General features: G+C 66.6%; 18 protein-coding genes. 10 read left to right on the forward strand and 8 right to left on the reverse strand.

Translation table 11 applies throughout. The annotated features are described in order from the left end of the window. Positions 1–31 precede the first annotated feature (31 nt). From KYT87_RS12775 to KYT87_RS12810, 8 genes are all read left to right on the forward strand, one after another. Entirely contained in the window at positions 32–916 is an 885-nt protein-coding gene (locus tag KYT87_RS12775; RefSeq protein ID WP_219992394.1) for a hypothetical protein, read from the forward strand. Positions 917–1,085: 169 nt separating this feature from the next. Further along, positions 1,086–1,766, forward strand: a complete 681-nt coding sequence (locus KYT87_RS12780) for an RraA family protein (RefSeq protein ID WP_219992395.1) — start codon at positions 1,086–1,088, stop codon at positions 1,764–1,766. Then, positions 1,763–2,965, forward strand: a complete 1,203-nt coding sequence (locus tag KYT87_RS12785) for an aminotransferase class I/II-fold pyridoxal phosphate-dependent enzyme (protein WP_219992396.1) — start codon at positions 1,763–1,765, stop codon at positions 2,963–2,965. Before KYT87_RS12780 ends, KYT87_RS12785 begins: the two co-directional genes overlap by 4 nt. Before the next feature lie 39 nt (positions 2,966–3,004). Further along, a complete protein-coding gene (locus tag KYT87_RS12790; RefSeq protein WP_219992397.1) occupies positions 3,005–3,826 on the forward strand; it encodes an ABC transporter substrate-binding protein in 822 nt (273 codons plus the stop codon). 31 nt (positions 3,827–3,857) lie between these two features. Continuing rightward, entirely contained in the window at positions 3,858–4,547 is a 690-nt protein-coding gene (locus tag KYT87_RS12795; RefSeq protein WP_046807206.1) for an amino acid ABC transporter permease, read from the forward strand. Next, a complete protein-coding gene (locus tag KYT87_RS12800; RefSeq protein WP_219992398.1) occupies positions 4,540–5,229 on the forward strand; it encodes an amino acid ABC transporter permease in 690 nt (229 codons plus the stop codon). Before KYT87_RS12795 ends, KYT87_RS12800 begins: the two co-directional genes overlap by 8 nt. Before the next feature lie 11 nt (positions 5,230–5,240). Next, complete coding sequence (locus KYT87_RS12805; protein ID WP_046807204.1) at positions 5,241–5,975, forward strand: amino acid ABC transporter ATP-binding protein; 735 nt, start codon at positions 5,241–5,243, stop codon at positions 5,973–5,975. 34 nt (positions 5,976–6,009) lie between these two features. Continuing rightward, on the forward strand, positions 6,010–6,969 hold the full coding sequence (locus tag KYT87_RS12810; protein ID WP_104143846.1) for a LysR family transcriptional regulator: 960 nt from the start codon (positions 6,010–6,012) through the stop codon (positions 6,967–6,969). A gap of 85 nt (positions 6,970–7,054) precedes the next feature. Here the strand turns inward: KYT87_RS12810 and KYT87_RS12815 are convergent, their stop codons facing one another. The 5 genes from KYT87_RS12815 to KYT87_RS12835 form a co-directional block, all read right to left on the reverse strand. Next, positions 7,055–7,468: an I78 family peptidase inhibitor gene (locus KYT87_RS12815; protein ID WP_046807203.1), complete on the reverse strand. Its 414-nt coding sequence runs from the start codon at positions 7,466–7,468 to the stop codon at positions 7,055–7,057. 157 nt (positions 7,469–7,625) lie between these two features. Continuing rightward, a complete protein-coding gene (locus KYT87_RS12820; RefSeq protein WP_255594094.1) occupies positions 7,626–10,874 on the reverse strand; it encodes an error-prone DNA polymerase in 3,249 nt (1,082 codons plus the stop codon). Positions 10,875–10,883: 9 nt separating this feature from the next. Beyond that, the gene (locus KYT87_RS12825) at positions 10,884–12,353 is read right to left on the reverse strand and encodes a DNA polymerase Y family protein (protein WP_104143847.1); all 1,470 of its coding nucleotides are present in this window, start codon (positions 12,351–12,353) and stop codon (positions 10,884–10,886) included. Continuing rightward, positions 12,283–12,987, reverse strand: a complete 705-nt coding sequence (imuA, locus tag KYT87_RS12830) for a translesion DNA synthesis-associated protein ImuA (RefSeq protein WP_046807200.1) — start codon at positions 12,985–12,987, stop codon at positions 12,283–12,285. Before imuA ends, KYT87_RS12825 begins: the two co-directional genes overlap by 71 nt. 105 nt (positions 12,988–13,092) lie before the next feature. Further along, positions 13,093–14,583 carry an amino acid permease gene (locus KYT87_RS12835; protein WP_104143849.1) on the reverse strand — a complete coding sequence of 497 codons (1,491 nt, stop codon included), beginning with the start codon at positions 14,581–14,583 and terminating at the stop codon, positions 13,093–13,095. A 242-nt stretch (positions 14,584–14,825) separates the two neighbouring features. Between KYT87_RS12835 and ypfH the strand changes: the two genes are divergently transcribed. Both ypfH and KYT87_RS12845 read left to right on the forward strand, forming a co-directional pair. After that, positions 14,826–15,530, forward strand: coding sequence for an esterase (gene ypfH / locus KYT87_RS12840; protein ID WP_219992399.1), 705 nt, complete (start codon positions 14,826–14,828; stop codon positions 15,528–15,530). 7 nt (positions 15,531–15,537) lie between these two features. After that, positions 15,538–16,347, forward strand: coding sequence for an IclR family transcriptional regulator (locus KYT87_RS12845; RefSeq protein WP_046807854.1), 810 nt, complete (start codon positions 15,538–15,540; stop codon positions 16,345–16,347). A 137-nt stretch (positions 16,348–16,484) separates the two neighbouring features. Here KYT87_RS12845 and KYT87_RS12850 read toward each other — a convergent pair whose 3' ends face one another. The 3 genes from KYT87_RS12850 to KYT87_RS12860 all read right to left on the reverse strand — a co-directional run bounded on the left by KYT87_RS12850 (position 16,485) and on the right by KYT87_RS12860 (position 20,143). Then, positions 16,485–17,279 carry an SDR family NAD(P)-dependent oxidoreductase gene (locus tag KYT87_RS12850; RefSeq protein WP_046807855.1) on the reverse strand — a complete coding sequence of 265 codons (795 nt, stop codon included), beginning with the start codon at positions 17,277–17,279 and terminating at the stop codon, positions 16,485–16,487. A 1-nt stretch (position 17,280) separates the two neighbouring features. After that, a complete protein-coding gene (locus KYT87_RS12855; RefSeq protein WP_219992400.1) occupies positions 17,281–18,258 on the reverse strand; it encodes a tripartite tricarboxylate transporter substrate binding protein in 978 nt (325 codons plus the stop codon). A gap of 157 nt (positions 18,259–18,415) precedes the next feature. Continuing rightward, positions 18,416–20,143, reverse strand: coding sequence for a thiamine pyrophosphate-binding protein (locus tag KYT87_RS12860; protein WP_046807857.1), 1,728 nt, complete (start codon positions 20,141–20,143; stop codon positions 18,416–18,418). Between the last annotated feature and the right edge of the window lie 6 nt (positions 20,144–20,149).

Genomic DNA, 20,149 nt, shown 5'->3' on the forward strand with positions numbered 1-20,149 from the left:
ACTGCTTGGCAAGATAAACCAATTGGACACCATGGAAATCAGGATTGACGAGGGCCTGCGCGCCTATATAGACCCTTTGACCGAAGACGAGCACGAGGCACTGGAGCGCAGCCTGCTTGCCGAGGGCTGCCGCGATGCGCTGGTGCTGTGGGGCGACCTGCTGGTGGACGGCCACAACCGTTATGCCTTGTGCAAGAAGCACGGCATCGAATTTCAGACGCGTCAGAACACCACGTTCAAGTCGATGGAAGACGTGCACCTGTGGATGATTGAAAACCACCTGGGCCGACGCAGCGTGTCGGACTTCCAGCGCGGCGTGCTGGCGCTGCGCAAAAAAGAAATCCTGCTGGCGCGCACGCCGCCGGAAGCCGCGACGCCGCCGGAAGGCGAAGCGGAGGACGGGTCCCCGCCTTGGGACGACTCCGATGCGCCGCCCAGCGTGGATGGCGCGCCGCGCCTGCCGCCCAATATCTCGTGGACGCCACCCGTGCCCAGCCGCCAGGCGTTGGCGCGCGCCGCGCGCATCAGCAGCAATACGCTGGGCCAGATCGAAAAAATCCAGAAGGACGCTGCGCCCGAACTGGTGCGCGCCGTGAAAGAGGGCGCCATTTCGATCAACGCGGCGGCGGCGGTGGCCTCGTTGCCGCCCGAGCGTCAGGCGGCAGCGGTGGCCGGCGGCAAGAAAGAGCTGCAACAGGCCGCCCGCGAAGTGCGTCTGGCCAAGGCCCCGCCGCCGCGCGAAGCCCCGCCCGAAGTCCCCATCGAGCACATCGCGGATCTGCCTGCCGAGGTGGCCCGCTTGCGCGGGGTGTTGGCGCGCGTGACCGAAGAACGCGATCAGCTGAAAAAGAAGGTCATGCATCTGACGATTGCGCTGTCCGAGGCGCGGGGCGCCAGCAATGGCGGGGATGATTGACGGGGATTGCCCCGGGTTGATCAGGGGAAGGGATAACCCTTAACGTCCGGATATAAGAAAAAAATTCGTGGTCGGCTGGGAATTTATATCGTTTTGAGGAAAGGCGGCCGGGGCCTTGTAATGCGTATTCGCTTAACCGCTAGACGCATCCACCCCCATCGACTTTCTTATGACTCCCATCGGATTTCGCATTCTTTCCCGGTCGGCCCCGGCCGTGGCCGCCGACGTACTGGCCGGCTTTGCCGATATCGGCTCGGCCCAGATCAGCGACTGCATGAACCGCCTTTACGGCGTGGCGGACTTGCGTCCGATGCACGGCGGCACGCGCCGCATGGTCGGCCTGGCGCTGACCGTGAAGACGCGGCCCGGCGATAACCTGATGATCCATCAGGCAATTTCCATGGGCGGGGCAGGCGACGTCATCGTGGTCGATGGCGCCGGCGACACCAGCAACGCGCTGGTCGGCGAACTGATGATGATGGATGCGCAGTCGCGCGGCATCGCGGGCTTTGTCATCGACGGCGCGGTGCGCGATGTGGACGTCTTCGGCCAGGGAGAATTTGGCTGCTTCGCGCGCGGCATTGCGCACAAAGGCCCCTACAAGGACGGCCCGGGCGAAATCAATGTGGCGGTATCGGTCGGCGGGCAGGTGGTCCACGCCGGGGATGTCGTCGTGGGCGATGCCGATGGCGTGGTGGTGATTCCCGCCGAACACGCGGCCGCCGTGCTGGCATTGGCGCAAAAGAAAGAAGCCGACGAAGCCGTCGCCAAGGAAAAGCTGCGCGCGGGCACGTACACCAAACCCTGGTTGGCCAAGACCATTCTTGAAAAAACCGGGGGTGCACAATGAGCATCATTGCCGACCGCATCAAGCGCATCAAGCTGTCGCCCAGCGTTGCCGCGCGCGCCATCATTGCGCAGCTGCGCGAACAGGGCCGTCGCATTATCGACCTGACCATAGGCGAGCCTGATTTTTCAACGCCCGAACATATCCGGCAGGCGGCCACCGCCGCGATGAACCGGGGCGAAACCAAGTACCCGCCGGCGCAGGGCACCGTGGCGTTGCGCCGGGCCGCGCGCGCGCAGTTGCTGGATGCGACCGGCGTGGACTATCCGGTGGGGCAGATCATCGTCAGTACCGGCGCCAAGCAAGTGATTTTCAACGGCCTGGCCGCCACGCTCAATGACGGCGACGAGGTTCTGATTCCCGCCCCGTTCTGGGTGTCGTACCCGGATATGGTGCTGGTCAATGGCGGCGTGCCGGTGGCGGTGACGACGTCTCCCGCATCGGACTACAAGGTCACGCCGCAGGCGCTGGAAGCCGCCATCACGCCGCGCACCAAGTGGCTGATGATGAACGCGCCCAGCAACCCCACGGGGTCGGTCTATACCGCCGAGGAATTGCGCGGGCTGACCGATGTGCTCAAGCGCCATCCGCACGTGTGGTTGATGACGGACGACATCTACGCCCGCCTGAATTTCACGGGTGAACCGACGGTGCATCCGTTGCAGGTGGCGCCCGAGCTGGCTGACCGCACGCTGGTGGTCAACGGCGTGTCCAAGGCGTACGCCATGACGGGCTGGCGCATCGGCTATGGCGCCGGGCCCGACGAATTGATCAAGGCGATGGCGATACTGCAATCGCAAAGCACGTCCGGCGCGTCGTCCGTCAGCCAGGCGGCGGCGCTGGAAGCGCTGTCCGGTCCGCAGGACTGCGTGGCGGAATTTGCGCGGATCTTCCAGCAACGCCGCGACCTGGCCGTGGCCGAGTTGGCCGGCGCGCCGGGGCTGACCATCGTGGTGCCGCAAGGCGCGTTCTATGTGTTCCCGGATTGCTCGGGCCTGCTGGGCAAGAAGACGCCCTCGGGCGAGGTGATCGCCAGCGACACCGACTTGACGCATTACCTGCTGCGCGAAGCGGGCGTGGCCGTGATCGACGGCAACGCCTATGGCGCGCCGGGCACGTTCCGTTTGTCGTTCGCGGCATCGATGGACGATATCAAGCAAGGATGTTCCGCGATCCGCGAGGCCTGCGCCAAGCTGTCGTGAATGCCGTTTGACCAACACAACATACAAGGGGAATCATCCATGAAACGTCATACTTTTTTTGCAGCTTGCCTGGGCCTGGCCACGTTGGCCGTCGGCGCTGCCGCGCAAGCAGATCAGGTCGACGACATCAAGGCGCGCGGCGAACTGGTTTGCGGCACGCTGGGCACGTCGCAGCCGTTCAGCTTCCAGGACGGCGCCACGCGCCAGTTGGTGGGCTATGACGTGGACGTGTGCAAACTGGTTGCCGACAAGCTGGGCGTGAAGATCAGCTACAAGCTGCTGTCGGTGGCGGCGCGCGTGCCGGAACTGAACGAAGGGCGCGTGGACATCCTGGCCGCCAACCTGGGTTATTCGCCGGATCGCGCCGAACAGATCGCGTTCAGCCACGCCTACTACGTCAGCCCGCAAAAGCTGCTGGTGCGCAAGGATTCGGGCTTTGATTCGATTGACGCGCTGAACGGCCGCCGCATCGGCGCCACCAAGGGTTCCAGCTCGGAACGCGAGATCAAGCGCATCCTGAACAAGTCGCAGGTGATTGGTTATGGCGACAGTTCGGCCACCTATCTGGCTTTGCAGCAAAAGAAGGTGGACGCGCAGTTTGCCTCTGAACTGGTGCTGGTGCGGCTGGTGCTGCAAAGCCCGCCCACGGCGCCCGTCAGCGTGATTGCCAAGTCGGTGTTCGACGAACCCTGGGGCCTGGGCGTGCGCAAGTCCGAGCCGCGCATGCTGCAAACGGTGAACCAGGCCCTGGACGACGCCGAAAGCTCGGGCGCGGCCGCCAAGCTGTTCGACAAGTGGTTCGGCCCGACCACCCCCTACAAGCTGGAGCGCGGTTTCAAGATCGGCCCCATCGCCGGCTGATGCCCGCGCAACCGCCAGGGGCCGACGCTTTATGAGCCTGCTAGACGCTTCCCAATACCAGCTGCTGTTCAGCGGCATGGTGGTCACCGTGCAACTGTTCTTCGTTGCGTGGGTCATGGCCTTCGCCATCGCGGTGACGCTGGTGGTGGTGCGCGCCACCAACCTGGCGCCGTGCCGCTGGGTGGTGGACGCGTATGTCGAATACCACCGCAACGTGCCGCTGTTGGTGCAGGTGTTGTTCTGGTATTTCGGCATGCCCGAGCTGCTGCCCGAAGGGCTGCGAATGTGGCTCTACGATCACAACGCCGAGATGTCGCTGGCGGCGATTGCGCTGGCGCTGGGCTCGGCCGCCTACATCGCCGAGGACATCCGCAGCGGCCTGCGCGCCATACCGTGGACCCAGTTCGAGGCGGCGCGCGCGCTGGGCGCGAGCTACCTGCAATGCATGCGCTTCGTGATCGTGCCGCAGGCGCTGCGCATTTCCATTCCGCCCTTGGTCGGCCGCGCGTTGCTGCTGTTCAAGAACACCAGCGTCGCGATGGCGATCGGCGTGATGGAACTGACCTACCAGGCGCGCGAGATCGAAAACGAAACCTATCGCACCTTCGCCACCTTCGGCGCGGCAACGATCATGTACCTGCTGGGATCGTTCCTGATCATGGCGGTGGGGTCGCGCATCTACGCCCGTTATCGTTTGAATCGCGGAGGCCACGGTGCTTGATCTGCTGTCGCAATACTGGCCGACGCTGCTGGTCGGCCAATACCCCAACGGGCCCCTGGGCGGTCTGGCGCTGACGCTGATCCTGGCGGCGCTGGGGCTGCTGATGTCCTTGCCGCTGGCGCTGCTGATTGCGCTGGCCCGCGTCAGCCCGTTCGGCGCGCTGCGCGTTGCCAGCAAGGCGCTGGTCAACATGGTGCGCGGCATGCCGCTGCTGATGCTGATCTTCTGGGCGTACTTCGTGGTGCCCAAGCTGACGGGGCAGGTGGTCAGCGGTTTCTGGACGCTGTTTTTTGCGCTGGTCGTCTACGAAAGCGCCTATCTGTCGGAGGTGATCCGGTCGGGCATCGAGGCGGTGCCGCGCGGCCAGATCGAGGCGTCCCGGTCGCTGGGCGTGGGTTACTGGACCACGATGCGCAAGGTGGTGCTGCCGCAGGCGCTGTTTAACGTGTTGCCCAGCATGACCAGCCAGTTCGTGTCCACGATCAAGGAAACGTCGCTGGGCTACGTCATCAGCGTCAATGAACTGACGTTTGCCGCCAACCAGATCAACAACCTGGTGCTGACGCAGCCGCTGCAAGTGTTCGGCATCCTGGCCATCATCTATTTCCTGGTGTGCTTCAGCCTGAGCCGCGGCTTGAGCTGGCTGGACCTGCATATCCGCCGCTCGCGCGCCATGGCTTAACGGAAAGAATCATGATCAAGCTTGAAAAAGTGAACAAGTGGTATGGCGACCATCACGTGCTCAAGGATGTCGACCTGTCGGTGGCGCGTGGTGAAGTGCTGGTGGTGTGCGGGCCGTCGGGTTCGGGCAAGTCGACGATGATCCGCACGGTGAACCGGCTGGAACCCATCGAAAAAGGCCGCATCCTGATCGATGGGGCCGACATCTACCAAAAGGGCGCCAACCTGAATGCGCTGCGCCAGAAGATCGGTTTCGTGTTTCAGCAGTTCAACCTGTTTCCGCACATGAGTGTGCTGGAAAACGTGATCTTCGCGCCGGTCAACATCCGCAAGCAGCCGCGCAAGCAGGCGGTGGAATTGGCGCGTGCCTTGCTGGAACGGGTCGGGCTGTTGAACAAGATCGATGCCTATCCGGGTTCGCTGTCGGGCGGTCAGCAGCAACGCGTGGCGATTGCCCGTGCGTTGGCGTTGCAGCCGCCGGTGATGTTGTTCGACGAGCCGACCAGCGCGCTGGACCCGGAAATGGTGGGCGAGGTGTTGCAGGTGATGAAGGGCTTGGCCAAGGACGGCATGACGATGGTCTGCGTGACACACGAAATGGGTTTCGCGCGCGACGTCTGTGACCGCGTCGTTTTCATGGATGGCGGCGAGATCCTGGAGGTTGACACGCCCGAGCGCTTTTTCAGCGCGCCGTCGCATCCGCGCGCGCAGCGCTTCCTGGCCGACATCCTGCATCCGCGCGGCTAGCGCCGCCTGCCGCGATGGTAATGTGAGGGTTTCCATGCGTTTCGCCTCGACCGCCGCGATGTACACCCTTAAACAGCTAGAGGCTTTTTACTGGAGCTCCGAACTTGGCAGCTTCAGCGCATCTTCCCGAAAACTGCACACGACCCAATCGGCGGTGGCCAAGCGGGTGGGCGAACTCGAAGCGTTTGCGGGCTCGCCCTTGTTCGAGCGGCGCGCCAAGAAACTGGTGATGACGCCGCAAGGCCGCAAGCTGTTCGAACTGGCGCGCGAGATGCTGGACCTGAACAGCCGCATCGTGCAGAACATGGCCGACCCCGCCAGTTTCGAAGGCGTGGTGCGGCTGGGCGTGACCGAACTGGTCGGCATGACGTGGCTGGCGCGGCTGATCAACCAGATCAGCCAGCGCTATCCGCGCGTGCAGCTGATGCCCGAGATCGACGGTGGCATCACGCTGTACGAACGGCTGGAACAAGACCAGTTGGACCTGGCCATCATGCCGGGGCCTTTCTGGAGCTACCAATACGACTGCACGCACCTGGGCGCCGTCACCAACGTCTGGATGGCCAGCCCCGCGCTGGACATTGATTTCCAGGCGCGCTTGTCACCCCAGGACCTGGCGCCGTATCCGGTGATTTCGCAGCCGACCAATTCCGCGCTGTCGCATCTGTATGACGCCTGGTTCGCGGAACAGGGTTTGCCCGTCAAGCGGGTGTTGACCTGCAACAGCCTGGGGATGATGGCGCAGTTGACGATGCTGGGGCTGGGCATCAGCTATCTGCCTGGCGCCTACTTTGCGCCGCTGGTCGAGCGCGGCGCGCTGTGCCAGTTGAATGTGCAGCCCGATCTGCCCACGATCAATTACTACGCGGTGCACAAAAAAAACATCGTCAACCCGATTGTGTCGCGGGTGATCGACATTGCGCGCGAGGAATGCGCGTTCGAAGTGGCGGGGGCATTTCTGCCCCACGTGCCACCCACGCCGCCCGCGGCCTGAGGCGGCCCGCAGGGGCGGGGATGGCGAGGAATGGGACGGGGATGGGCGCGACGGCCGGCGCCGTCTTGCCTTGGATGCCGCCGGATCAGCCGCAGCGAATCGCGGTCATGACGTCTTTGTCATCCACGATCAGGTTCAAGCGGGTGGCGTTGTACTCCATGGTCACGAGTTGACCGGGGCGCAAAATGCGCGCCGTGCTGCTGCCGCTGCGGGTACGCAGGTCTTCCATGGTAGAGGTCGTGGCCTTTTGGCCGATCTGCGATTGCAGCGCGGCCGCATCGCAAGTCTTGGTGCCGTAGCCCGGCATGGCCGAGCCGCCTGCCGACCCGCCATAGGATGAGCCGCCGAAAGTAGAGCCACCGGACGCGCTGGATGCGCCGGAAGAGGAAGACGCGCTGGAGGAGCTGGATGCCGACGACGCGCCGGACGAAGACGTCCCGGTATTGGCGCATGCGGTCAGGCTGGCAATCAGAAGGAAAGGGATCAGCTTGCGGATCATGTAAAGCTCCTTACAACTACTCGACGACGAAAAAGCCATGATAGACCAGCCTTGGCGCGCTGTAATCAGGGATCAGCGAGCACCTGAAATCCGATCGGTTTTGGCGTTGGTTTGCCCCGTGGGCATGCCGGTTCGGGAACTTGACAAGCGCGTGACGTCAATGAAAATTCCGGCTATGCGCCGCCAGGCCGCCCAGCAGGTCGGACAGGTCCACCAGGCGTTGGGCGATCAGGTGGCGGATGCCGTCGACGCTTTGCCAGGTGCCGTAGACGCCCAGCAGTTTGGCCCCGAGTAGTTCGCGGCGTTGGCGTTCGATCAGGTCGGGGCGGACGACGACGTTGACGGGGCCGGTTTCGTCTTCCAGGGTTACGAAGATGACGCCCTTGGAGGTTTGTGGCCGTTGGCGCACGGTGACGATGCCGCAGGCGCGGGCGACGCGTTTGTCGGGGTAGCCGTTCAGGACCTCGGCGGGTTGGAAGTTGCGGGCGGCCAGTTGGGGGCGTAGCAGCGCGACCGGGTGGCTGTGCAGCGTCAGGCCCAGGCTGCGGTAATCGGCGGCCACGGTCTGGCTTTCGGACGGGGCCGACAGCTGGGGGGCCTGCGTTTCGACGATGGCGGCGTCGCGCAGCAGGTCGCGGCTTTGTACGCTGGCGGCGGCTTCCCAGCTGGCTTGGCGGCGGTGGCCGGCCAACGTGCGCAGCGCGTCGCCGGCGGCCAGCACGTTCAGGTCGTGGCGGTTCAGGGTGGCGCGGCGGGCCAGGTCGCCGGTGTCGGTAAAGGGCGCCTGTGCGCGCGCCTGTTCGATGCGCCGGGCGGCGTCTTCGCGCATGCCTTGCAGCAGGTTCAGCCCCAGCCGCACGGCCGGGCGCGCCTGGTCGGCAGGCGGCGAATGCGGGCGGGGGCGGCGCTGGGCGCCGGGGTGGTCGGCGGGCAGGGTTTCCAGCGCGGATTCCCAGCCGCTGACGGTGACGTCGGCGGGCAGCACACAGACGCCGTGGCGGCGGGCGTCCTGCACCAGTTGGGCGGGGGCGTAGAACCCCATGGGTTGGGAATTGAGCAGGGCGGCCAGGAAGGCCTCGGGTTCGTGGCGCTTGAGCCAGGAACTGAAGTACGCCAGCAGGGCGAAGCTGGCGGCATGGCTTTCCGGGAACCCGTATTCGCCAAACCCCTCGACCTGCCGGAACAGCGCTTCGGCGAATTCCAGCTTGTAGCCGTGCGCCAGCAGGCCACCCACCAGCTTGATGCGGAATTTGTCCACGCCGCCCTTGCGTTTCCAGGCGGCCATGGAGCGGCGCAACTGGTCGGCCTCGCCAGGGGTGAAGCCGGCGGCCACCACGGCAATCTGCATCACCTGTTCCTGGAAGATGGGCACGCCCATGGTGCGGCTGAGCACGCCTCGGACCTTCTCGCTGGGATAGGTTTCGGCTTCCTTGCCCTGGCGGCGGCGCAGGTAGGGGTGGACCATGCCGCCCTGGATCGGGCCGGGGCGCACGATGGCCACCTGCACGACCAGGTCGTAGTATTTGCGCGGGCGCAGGCGGGGCAGCATCGTCATCTGCGCGCGTGATTCGATCTGGAACACGCCCACCGTGTCGGCCTCGCAGATCATGTCGTAGGTGGCTTCGTCGCCTTCGGGTATGTCTTGCAGCGCCAGCGGCCGGCCCCGGCGCTGGCCGGCCAGTTCCAGCGTGCGGCGCAGGGCGGACAGCATGCCCAGCGCCAGCACGTCCACTTTCAGCAGTTTCAGCGCGTCCAGGTCGTCTTTGTCCCATTGCACGACGCTGCGGTCCTGCATGGCGGCGTTTTCAATGGGCACCAGCCGCGACAGCTTGCCGCGTGAAATCACAAAGCCGCCGGGGTGCTGCGACAGGTGGCGTGGAAAGCCCATCATGGTTTGCGCCAGCGACGCCCATTGCCGCGCCACGCGCGATTCCGGGTCCAGCCCGCAGGTGCCCAGCGTGCGCAGCATTTCCTTTTTGCCGTCCCACCATTGATGGGCGCGCGCCACCGCGTCGATGACGCCCAGGTCCACGCCCAGTGCGCTGCCGGTGTCGCGCAGCACACTGCGCGGCCGGTACGAAATGACCACGGCGGTCAGGGCGGCGCGGTCGCGTCCGTATTTGTCGTAGATGTATTGGATGACTTCTTCGCGGCGCTGGTGTTCGAAGTCCACGTCGATGTCGGGGGGTTCGTTGCGTTCCTTGCTGATGAAACGTTCAAACAGGTTGTTGCCTCGGGCCGGATCGACGGCGGTGATGCCCAGGCAATAACAGACGGCGGAGTTGGCGGCGGACCCCCGGCCCTGGCACAGGATGCCCTGGCTGCGCGCGTACTGGACGATGTCGTAGACGGTCAGGAAATACGCTTCGTAGTGCAGCTCGCCGATCAGGTTGAGTTCTTTTTCGATCTGGGCTTCGACGTTTTCCGGGACGCCGGCAGGAAAGCGGCGGGCGGCGCCGGCCAGGGTTTCCTGGCGCAGATAAGAGGCGGGCGTGTGGCCGGGCGGCACGACCTCGTCGGGGTATTCGTAGCGCAGTTCGTCCAGCGAAAACGCGCAGCGGCGCGCCACCACCAAGGTCTGCGCCAGCGCGTCGGGCGGATACAGGTTGGCCAGGCGCATGCGGGTGCGCAGATGCTGCTCGGCATTTTCGGACAATTCGTAGCCGCACTGGGCGACGGTCTGGCGGGTGCGGATGCCGGCCAGCGTGTCGTGCAGGGGCTTGCGCGACCGCACATGCATCTGCACCTGGCCCACCGCTACGACGGGCAGCTCGGCCTGGCGGGCGGCGTGTTCGACGGCGGCGCGGTGCTGGTCGTCGCGCGACCGGTACAGCAGGTTCAAGCCGACCCAGGCGCGGTTGGCAAACACGCGTGCCAGCCAGCGCGCCTGCTCGGCCAGGCGGTCGGCGTCGGTACCGTAGGCGGGCGTCAGGATGGCCAGGCATTCCGGTAACTGGCGCAGGTGTTCGTAGCCCTTGGGCGGGTGGGTCAGGTCTTCGGGGGCCAGCCGGTATTCGCCCTTGGGGGCGCGGGTGCGGGCCAGCGTGATGAGTTCGGACAGGTTGCCGTAGCCTTCGCGGGTTTGCGCCAGCAGGGTCAGGCCCAGCGGGGCGGCGTCGGGCGCGGCGCGCAGCTGGAACGTGGCGCCGATGATCAGCGGCAGCTTCTGGGTCTTGGCCTCCATGTGGGCGCGAACCACGCCGGCCAGCGAGCATTCGTCGGTCAGCGCCAGCGCGGCGTAGCCGAGTTCCGCCGCGCGCGCGACCAGTTCCTCCGGGTGCGAGGCGCCTTGCAGGAAGGAAAAATTCGACTGGCATTGCAGCTCGGCGTAGCCGGGCAGGGTGGCTAACGCAGCGGGGTCGGCGGGGTCGGCCGGGTCGGACGGGTCGTAGGGATCGTCTTGCATGGGCCGGCCTTAAGCGTACAGCCCGTGCAGGAACCAGCGCGCGTGTTCGGCGTCGCGTTCGCGGTAGATCCAGTAGCGCGCCGCCGCCGCGTCTTCGGCAACGAAGTAATCGCGCACGGTCAGGGCCGGGTCCCACCAGCCGCTTTCGATGCGTTCCGGCCCGCGCACCAGCCGCAGCGGCTGGCCGCCGTACTGGGGGCGATGACCCGACAGCTTCAAGGCCAGCGGCGTTTCCAGCAGCCAGAAGGGGCGGTCCAGCAAGGGCGGCAGGGGCTGGGGCGGGCGCGGGGTGGCCAGCGCATCGCCCCAGGAATTGGCGGCTTCGGGGCGGTGGTCGGGCGTGGGATGGGCATGGCGCACCTGGTCGCGACCCAGCCGGGCCACCAGCAGATCCAGCAGCCGGGCGTGGTCGGCCGCGGTGCCGCCGGGCTCGGGGAACAAGGTGGTGCTGACGGCGGGCTGTTCCACGGTGTCGGGCGCCAGCAGCGATACGGCGATGACGGGCGCTTCCAGCGTGACGTGGTTCAGCTTTTCGCGCAGCAGGTGCAAGATCTGCGGCGCCTGCCAGACCGGTTGCGCCAGCGCCAGTTCCAGTTCGGTGGGCGGGCGGGCATGGCGGCCGCGTTCGTGTTCCATGCAGAGCACCACGCGGCGCACCGCCAGTTGCCGGGCGGTAAGCCAGCCGCCCAGCTGCTCGGCCAGGCGGCGCGCCACTGCCAGCACGGCGTCGGTGTGCTCGACGTAGTCCATGAGTTCGATGCGCCGGGAAAACTGGTTGGGCGGTTCGATCCAGCGATACAGTTCGGGCGCCTGGCCATAGGCGGCGTCCAGGGCCGGCAGAAGGTCGGGCGCGCTGCGCCGTTGCAGGCCGGCGCGCGGCAGGGCGCGCAGGTCGGCCAGGGTATGGCAGCCGATGTCGCCCAGCCAGTCCAGCCGCGCCTGCGCCTGGGGCAGCAGCGCCACTGGCAGGGCGTCCAGCCGGCGGGCCAGCGTGGGCAGGGTGAGCGTGCGCCGGGGCATGCGGCGGCCGGCCCGATGCGCCAGCAGCCAGGCGCCCCGGGCCGTGGGCGCCATGCCCAGCGACACGCGCAGGTCCAGCGCTTGCAGGGTGGCGCGTATGCGCCGGGCAAGCGCGCGCGGGCCGCCAAAGAACATCAGGCTGGCGCCCACGTTCAACAGCACGGTGTCGGCATCGCCCAGGGCAATTTCAGGGGTGTATTGCAGCAGCGCCAGCGCCGCGCCGTGCAGGGTGTCGGCTTCGGCTTGGGGCTGGCGGGGCAAGAGCTCGACCTGGGGGGCGATAACGGCCGCGCCGGCGCGGCGCATGCCCGGTTTGACGCCGGCCTGGCGGGCGGCGGGGGTGAGGGCGGCAACGCGTTCCTGGTCCAGGACGGCGAACGCGTGCCCCTCATGCGGCCAGTGCGGGCGTAGTACGTCCAGCGGCAGGCAGCGCAGGAAGGCGGCGATCCAGAGGCGCATGGCGGGGAGAAGACGGCGTAAGCGCGCCGGGCTCCAGGCCCACGTACAGCGGGGTGTCGCAGACAGGCCCCCGGCGCTTCAGAATATGAACGGATAAACCGCCCGGGGCCGGCGCAAGCGCCAGCCGCAACGGGGCGGGGGTAGCGTTTTGCGCGGCGCTGGCCGGGCGGATGGCAATGAACAGCAGGTCGCTGGCCTGGGCCGCCAGATGTAGGCGGCGCAGGGATTCGGGGCGCACGTGCGGCAACCAGCAGATCAGGGCGCCGCAACTGCCGTTTTTCAGGATTTGTTCCGTCGCCCACAGGGTGTCGACGGGTTTTTGCGGCGCCACCCACAGCAATTGCCGGGGGTCCAGCCGCCAGCTCATCCAGCTGGCGATGTGGGGCACGTGCGGCGGCTGGACCAGCGCAATGGGGCGGCGCGTTTCCAGCTGGGCCAGCGCCGGGCGCAGCAGGCGGATTTCGCCCACGCCCGGATGCGGCGTCAACAGTTCGATAAGAGACCCCAGCGGCCAGCCGCCGTCCGGCAGCTCGGCGGAAAGCGAAGCGTGCCCGGTAGGCAGGTTGCGCGCGGCGCCTTTAGCCAACTGGGTGGCGCGCCACAACGCGGGATGGATGCGTTCAGGAGTCATCATTACTGTATGAATATACAGTATTGTAGCTTCCTTTTTGTCGCCCTTCGGTGATCCCTTTGCTGCCCTTTTGTCACCCTTTTCGGGTGTCGGCCCGTCCGGCCAGGCCTATCCTCGATCCAGATCCAGCCCGTAAAAGCGCATGTCGCCGTAGCGCACCCAGCGCGATTTCTTCACCACGCGATGCCCGATCCACAGCGCCAGGAACAGCGGAATGGCCAGATACGTGGACACCACCCCGATCCAGTCGATGCGATCCTGCAAGAACGCCTGGTAGTTCTGGCCCAGCGTCACCACCAGGCACAGCACAAAGGCCAGCACCGGCCCAAACGGGAACAGGCCGGCCTTGTAGGGCAGGTCGGCCGTGTCGTAGCCGTGCCGCACGTAGCCCCGGCGAAAGCGGTAATGGCTGATCGCGATGCTCAACCAGACGATGAATTCCGTCATGCCCGCAAAATTCAGCAGCCAGATATAGACGGCCTTGGGGCTGTAGACCACGCTGAACAGGCACAGGCAGGCCAGCGCCGTGGTGGCCAGCAGCGCGTATAGCGGCACGCCGCCAGGCGTCAGCCGCTTGAACAGCGCGGGCGCCTGGCCCTCGGCCGCCATGTTGAACAGCATGCGGGTGGCGGCGTACATGCCCGAATTGCCGGCCGACAGCACCGACGTCAGGATCACCGCGTTCATCACGGTGGCGGCCGACAGCAGGCCGGCATGCTGGAACACCAGCGTGAAGGGGCTGACGGCAATGTCTTCCACTTCGTTGCGCAGCAGTTGCGGGTCGGTATAGGGCAGCAGCAGGCCGATGATCAGAATGGCCAGCACATAGAAAAGCAGGATGCGCCAGAACACGTTGTTGATGGCGCGCGGCACGTTGCGGCGCGGGTTTTCGGATTCGCCGGCGGCCACGCCCACCAGTTCGGTGCCCTGGAAGGAATAGGCCACCACCATGGCCACGCCGACCCAGGTGGCCGCGTTGCCCACGAAGGGCGCATCGCCGATGGTCCAGTTCACCAGGCCGACCTGATCGCCGCTGTGGATGATGCCCACCAGCATGCCCAGCCCGACGGCGATAAAGCACAGCACCGCCACCACCTTGATGATGGCGAACCAGTATTCGGCCTCGCCGAAGCTGCGCGCCGAAAACGCGTTTAGCCCGAAGGTCAGTGCCAAAAAGGCCACGCTCCATATCCAGCCCGGCGTGTCCGGCAGCCAGTACGCCATGACCAATTGGGCGGCCACCACGTCCACGGCGACGACCGTGGCCCAGCTGATCCAGAAATTCCATCCCAGCGCGAAGCCGAAGCCGGGGTCTACATAGCGCGACGCATAGGTGCAGAACGACCCGGACACCGGCATGAAGGTGGCAAGCTCGCCCAGGCTGGTCATGATGAAGTAGACCATCAGGCCGATCACCAGGTAGACGAGCAGGGCGCCGCCCGGGCCGGCTTGCGCGATGGCCGCGCCCGAGGCCACGAACAGGCCGGTGCCGATGGCTCCGCCCAGCGCTATCATCGTCAGGTGGCGCGCCTTGAGCACGCGGTGCAGCTGATTCCGGCTAGCGGGAGTCGCGCCAGAATCGGGGGTTTGTGTTTGCATTGCAGGGGGTCAAGGGGCCGCCGTGGCGGCATTCAGGCAAGGGGTGGGCGGGGTCCGGTCACGCTGGTGGCGACCAGGCGACCAGGCGACCAGGCGACCAGGCGACCAGGCAGCCAGGCGACCGTCAACCGGTCGCCACGCGGCCGCCAACGCCAAGCAGGCCGCCAACGGTAAAGCCGCGCATTTTACAATGCGGCCATCGCGGCGCAGTCCAGCGGCCCGGGCCAGCACGGAGCAGTTTCATGGCATCTACCGAATCTCTTGAATTCCTACCCGAGGCGGGCGTCGACGTGCGCCAGTTGTTCATCCTGCTGCACGGCGTGGGCGGGTCGCCCGATAACCTGCGGCCCTTGGCCCAGGCCGTGCGCGCGGCCTTTCCGACGGCGGCGGTGCTGGTGCCCGAGGGTTTCGAGCCCTTTGACGGCGGCAACGCCGGGCGCCAGTGGTTTTCGGTGCGCGGCGTGACCGAAGACAATCGCGCCGAACGCGTGGCGGCGGCCATGCCACCCCTGGAAGCCTATGTGCGCCAGGCGCAGGCCCGCTTCAAACTATTGCAGTCGGACACGGCGATCGCGGGCTTTTCGCAGGGCGCGATCATGGCGCTGGAACTGGTGCAGGCCCATGACGGCATGGCCGGCCGCATCATTGCGTTTTCGGGGCGCTATGCCCAATTGCCCAAGACCGCCCCGCAATTCACCACCTTGCACCTGCTGCATGGCGCCGACGACCCGATCATGAACGTGTCCCACATCCAGGCGGCCCAGGCGCGGCTGGAGGCGCTGCATGGCGATTCCACTATCGATATCGCCAGCCACGTCGGCCATGAACTGCATCCCGCGTTGATCGAACGCGCCATTGTCCGCTTGCAGACCTGCGTGCCGCTGCGCAGCTGGGAAGCGGCGCTGGGCCTGAACCAGACGCCGCCCGACGGCACTACGCTGCACTGATCGCGCGATGAGCACCGCGCGTTCTTCCGTGCCGGCCTCGCCGCGCGCCGCCGATTCCGTGGGCGGCGCACAAAGCATTTTCCGGGTGCTGCGCCTGTTGAAATACGTGGGCGCCGCGCCCGCGCGTGGCGTGGGCTTGAGCGATGTCGTGCGCGACATCGGCCTGACGCCGCCCACCGCGCACCGCATGCTGTCGGCCTTGCTGCAAGAGGGTTTCCTGTCGCTGAACCCCAAGCTAAAGACCTATAGCCTGGGGCGCGAGTCTTACATCCTGGGCCTGGCTGCCGAAAGCCGCCATGGCATCAAGGCCATCGCCGAATCGGCCGTGTTGCGGCTGGCACAGTCCACGGGCGATACCAGCTTTCTATCGGTGCGCTCGGGCCACGAAGCGGTGTGCGTGGACCGCAAGACGGGCGACTTTCCCATCAAGATCCTGACGCTGGAAGTGGGCCACCGGCGGCCGCTGGGCGTGGGGGCGGGCAGTCTGGCGCTGCTGGCGTTTTTGCCCAATGACGATATCGACCGCGTGCTGGCTCGTTACGACGCCACCACCGCGCCCGACCTGCCGTCCACCGACATGCTGCGCGAGGACATCGCCGCCGCGCGCAAGCAGGGGTATGCGCTGAACCCGGGGCGCATCATCCCCGACATGCTGGGCGTGGGGGTGCCGGTATTCGACCGTGAGCAGAACGTGGTGGCCGCGCTGAGCGTGGCGGCGATCCGCTCGCGGCTGTCGGGGGCACGGCTGCATGATGTGGTGGCCGCGTTGCAACGCGCCGCGTCCGAACTGTCGGCGGATCTGCTGCCGCGCGCCTGAGCGCAGGCAGGTCGCAGCCACAACCACAACCACAGCCACAACCACAGCCCCAACCCCAGGCACGACCACAACCACAGCCACAACCACAGCCCCAGCCACAGCCACAACCACAACCCCATCCGGCGCCACAACCCCGGCTATCGCCCCGCGCAGGCCTTGCCGCCATCGACCGGCAAGCACACCCCGGTGATGTATTTGGCCTCGTCGCTGGCCAGGAACAGGGCGGCATGCGCCACGTCCCAGGCGTCGCCCATCCGGCCCATCGGGCTGGCGGCGTTGCGGCGGCGGCGCATTTCCTCCACATCCTGGAACTGGCCGGCAATCTGCTGGTAGATCAGCGGCGTGTCGATCACGCCGGGCAGCACCGCGTTGACGCGGATATTGTCCGGCGCGTAGCGCACCGCCAGCGACCGGGTCAGGTGGTTCAGCCCCGCCTTGGCCGCGTAGTAGGACGTGTACGGATAGGTGTTGACCTGAATCGAGGCCAGCGACGAAATGTTGACGATGCAGCCGCCGCCTTGCGCCAGCATGGCCGGCAGCACGTGCTTGCAGGTCAGGAACACGCCGGTCAGGTTGGTGTCCAGCACCCGGTGCCAGCTTTCCTCTGACGCCTCGATGGGATCGCCCATTTCCGTAATGCCCACATTGTTGTGCAGGATGTCGATGCGACCGGCCTCGTCCAGCACCCGCGCCACCACGGCCTGGATCTGCGCCGACTGCGTCACGTCGGCCACCAGCGCGCGGCACTGTCCGCCTTCGGCCTGGATGACGCGTTCGGTTTCCTGGGCGGCCTCTGCCCGCACATCCACCGCGTACACGCGTGCCCCTTCGCGTGCGTAGAGGGCGGCGGCGGCCTTGCCGTTGCCCCATCCCGGCCCCGACGACCCCGCGCCGAACACCAGCGCGACCTTGTCCTTGACGCGTTGTCCCATGTCATTGCACCGAGATGTGGGCGAAGTCGGCCACCTTCTTCCACTTAGACACGTCCGCCTGGATCATCGCGCCGAATGCATCCGGCTTGTCCGCCACCACATAGGCGCCCACGCCCGCGTACTTGGCCTGCACGTCGGGGTCGGCCAGCGCCTTGCGCGATGCGTCGTTCAGCTTGGCCAATACGTCCTTGGGCAGGCCGGCCGGGGCCAGCAGCCCGTTCCACATTTCGGCGTCGTAATCCGGCAGCCCCACTTCGGCAAAGGTGGGCACGTCGGGCAGTTGCGGCAGGCGCGCCTTGGCCGCCACCACGATTGCCCGCAGGTTGCCCGACTGGATGTGCGCCATGGACGAGGCGGCGGTGTCCCACAGTATCGGCACCTGCCCGGCGATGACGTCGTTCAAGGCCGGCCCCGTGCCGCGATACGGCACGTGCATCATGTCCAGGCCCGACAGCGATTTGTAGTACTCCATGGCCATGTGCGTGGCGCCGCCGTTGCCCGACGACGCATACGAATACTTGCCCGGCGCGCCCTTGACCAGCGCAAAGAACTGCGCGTAGTCCTTGGCCGGAAAGTTCTTGTTGACGACGATCACGCCCGGCACACGGATGATCTGCGTGACGGGAGTGAAATCCTTGACGGCGTCGTAGGGCAGGTTCTGGTACACGGCGGAGTTGGTGCCGTTGGTGCTGGATGTGCCCAGCAGCAGCGTGTAGCCGTCGGGCGCGGCGGACGCCACCGCGCGCGTGCCCACCGTGCCGCCCGCGCCGCCCCGGTTTTCCACCTCCACCGGCTGGCCCAACTGCTTGCCCAGCGCTTCGGCAAAGATGCGGCCCACCACGTCGGACGTGCCGCCCGGCGGGAACGGAACGATCAGCCGCACCGGGCGGTCGGGGTAGTTGGACTGCGCGGCAGCCGCGCCCGACAGCGATACGGCAAGGGCCGCGGCCGCCAGGGTGATCCAGGTTCTTCTCTTCATGATGTTGTCTCCTTGCTTGATATTGTTGTGCGTCCGGCATTTGCGCGGATACCAGGCCTTGTGCCGGCCTGTGTGTCCGCTACGGGGGGGGGCTGCTACCTGCGTTCTGCTGTGTGCGTTCTGCTGTATGCATTCCGCCGTGTGCCCAGGCCGAAGATCATGCGATGCGGTCGCCGGGCTTGATCTTCGCCGCGCGGCTGTCCACCCCTGGCAGCATGTGCGCCGGGTCGCGCGTCACCACAACGTCCAGGATGGTGGGGCGGTCCTTGCAGGCGTACGCGCTGGCCAACGCCGCCTGGATGTCGGCGGGGTCTTCCACGCGGATGCCGTTGCAGCCCAGCGCGCGCGCCACGTTGGCGTAGTTGGTTTCCACCAGGTCCGACGATTGATAGCTGCCGCTGCCGTACATCAGATGCTGAAGCGCCTTGATATACCCCGACGCCGCGTTGTTCACCACCACCAGCGTGAAGGCCAGGCCCATGCGCACCGCCGTTTCCAATTCGCCCAGCGACATATTGCAGCCGCCGTCCCCGGTCAGGCTGATGACTTGCCGACCCGGCGCGGCGGCCGCGGCGCCGATCGCGCCGGGAATGCCGTAGCCGATGGACGCAAAGCCCCGGTCCGGCACGAAGCCGCGCCCGGCGCGCTTGGTGTCGAACAGCAGGCCGCCCCAGTGCGCGGCAAAGCCGCCGTCCGCCACCAGGATGCCGTCTTCGGGCAGCGTCGCGTTGATCTCGTGCATCAGTCGCGCCATGCCGATGGGGCTATCCGGCGACGTCAGCTTGCCCTGCACGGATTCGCGCCACGTGTGCATCGCCTGGCCGACTTCGTCCGCGTAGGCTTGGCGGTCCGTTTGCAGCGGCTGGTCGGCCATGCGCTGGGCCAGCTCTTGCAGCGTGGCGCGGGCGTCGCCCCACAGACGCAGGGCGGGCGTGGTCGTGCGGTCAAATTCCTCGGCCACGATGTCCAGATGAATGACGGGGGCGCCGGCGCTCAACAGCTCGTAGCGGCGCGTGGCCACTTCGCCCAGCTTGCAGCCCACCACGAACAGGCAATCGGCCTTGGCGATGAAGTCGTTCGCGATGCGGCTGTAGCGGCCGAACAGGCCGGCGTTAAGCGGGTCGTTGCACGCGATGGCGCCCTTGCCGCTCATGGTGTGGGCCACCGGGATGTTGAAGCGCTGCGCGAAGGCCTGCACTGCCGACGCGGCGTCGCTGATGTGCACGCCACCGCCGCACAGCATCAAGGGCCGCGCGGCGCCGGCCAGCATGCTGGCGGCTTGTGCCAGGTCGTCCGCGTCGGGCCGGCAGCGCAGCGCCGGCGCGCGGCGGGTGTTGGCGCTGGCGTAGAACGCGTCGGCGTCAAAGGCGTGGACCGCGTGTGCGATGTCTTCGGGCACGTCCAGCACCACGGGGCCGGGGCGTCCACTGGTGGCGACGGCGAAGGCGCGCCGTACCAATTCCGGAATGCGCTCGATCATCTCGATGCGCAGCACATCTTTCACCACCGGCCGCAGCACTTCCAGCTGGCGCGCTTCCTGCGTCATGTTCTTCCACGAATGCAGACGGTGCGAATCGCCCACCAGCGCCACCAGCGGCGTGCCGGCGTTGAAGGCTTCGGCCAGGCCGGTGACCAGATTCGTGGCGCCCGGCCCCAGCGTGGCGTCGCACACGCCGGGCCGCCCGCTGACCTTGGTGTAGGCGTCGGCCGCGAACACGGCGCAGCGCTCGTCGTTGATCAGGTGATGGTTCAGGTTCAGGCGACGCACGGCGTCGTAGAACGGCAGCAGCTGAAAGCCGCCCATGCCGAACATCAAGCCGACATCGTGCGCGGCGAACATGCGCGCGATGGCTTCGCCGCCCGTGATTTCCAGTTTTTCCGACATGCGAGG

The sequence above is a fragment of the Achromobacter sp. ES-001 genome, assembly GCF_019448355.1.
GTDB classification, from domain to species: Bacteria; Pseudomonadota; Gammaproteobacteria; order Burkholderiales; family Burkholderiaceae_B; genus Achromobacter; species Achromobacter spanius_B.

Bases quoted from the DNA above. Each gene is read 5' to 3' on its own strand.
- KYT87_RS12775 (WP_219992394.1), top strand. From the start codon at position 32: ATGGAAATCAGGATTGACGAGGGCCTGCGCGCCTATATAGACCCTTTG.
- KYT87_RS12780 (WP_219992395.1), top strand. From the start codon at position 1,086: ATGACTCCCATCGGATTTCGCATTCTTTCCCGGTCGGCCCCGGCCGTG.
- KYT87_RS12785 (WP_219992396.1), top strand. From the start codon at position 1,763: ATGAGCATCATTGCCGACCGCATCAAGCGCATCAAGCTGTCGCCCAGC.
- KYT87_RS12790 (WP_219992397.1), top strand. From the start codon at position 3,005: ATGAAACGTCATACTTTTTTTGCAGCTTGCCTGGGCCTGGCCACGTTG.
- KYT87_RS12795 (WP_046807206.1), top strand. From the start codon at position 3,858: ATGAGCCTGCTAGACGCTTCCCAATACCAGCTGCTGTTCAGCGGCATG.
- KYT87_RS12805 (WP_046807204.1), top strand. From the start codon at position 5,241: ATGATCAAGCTTGAAAAAGTGAACAAGTGGTATGGCGACCATCACGTG.
- KYT87_RS12810 (WP_104143846.1), top strand. From the start codon at position 6,010: ATGCGTTTCGCCTCGACCGCCGCGATGTACACCCTTAAACAGCTAGAG.
- KYT87_RS12815 (WP_046807203.1), bottom strand. From the start codon at position 7,468: ATGATCCGCAAGCTGATCCCTTTCCTTCTGATTGCCAGCCTGACCGCA.
- KYT87_RS12820 (WP_255594094.1), bottom strand. From the start codon at position 10,874: ATGCAAGACGATCCCTACGACCCGTCCGACCCGGCCGACCCCGCCGAC.
- KYT87_RS12825 (WP_104143847.1), bottom strand. From the start codon at position 12,353: ATGCGCCTCTGGATCGCCGCCTTCCTGCGCTGCCTGCCGCTGGACGTA.
- imuA (WP_046807200.1), bottom strand. From the start codon at position 12,987: ATGATGACTCCTGAACGCATCCATCCCGCGTTGTGGCGCGCCACCCAG.
- KYT87_RS12835 (WP_104143849.1), bottom strand. From the start codon at position 14,583: ATGCAAACACAAACCCCCGATTCTGGCGCGACTCCCGCTAGCCGGAAT.
- ypfH (WP_219992399.1), top strand. From the start codon at position 14,826: ATGGCATCTACCGAATCTCTTGAATTCCTACCCGAGGCGGGCGTCGAC.
- KYT87_RS12845 (WP_046807854.1), top strand. From the start codon at position 15,538: ATGAGCACCGCGCGTTCTTCCGTGCCGGCCTCGCCGCGCGCCGCCGAT.
- KYT87_RS12850 (WP_046807855.1), bottom strand. From the start codon at position 17,279: ATGGGACAACGCGTCAAGGACAAGGTCGCGCTGGTGTTCGGCGCGGGG.
- KYT87_RS12855 (WP_219992400.1), bottom strand. From the start codon at position 18,258: ATGAAGAGAAGAACCTGGATCACCCTGGCGGCCGCGGCCCTTGCCGTA.
- KYT87_RS12860 (WP_046807857.1), bottom strand. From the start codon at position 20,143: ATGTCGGAAAAACTGGAAATCACGGGCGGCGAAGCCATCGCGCGCATG.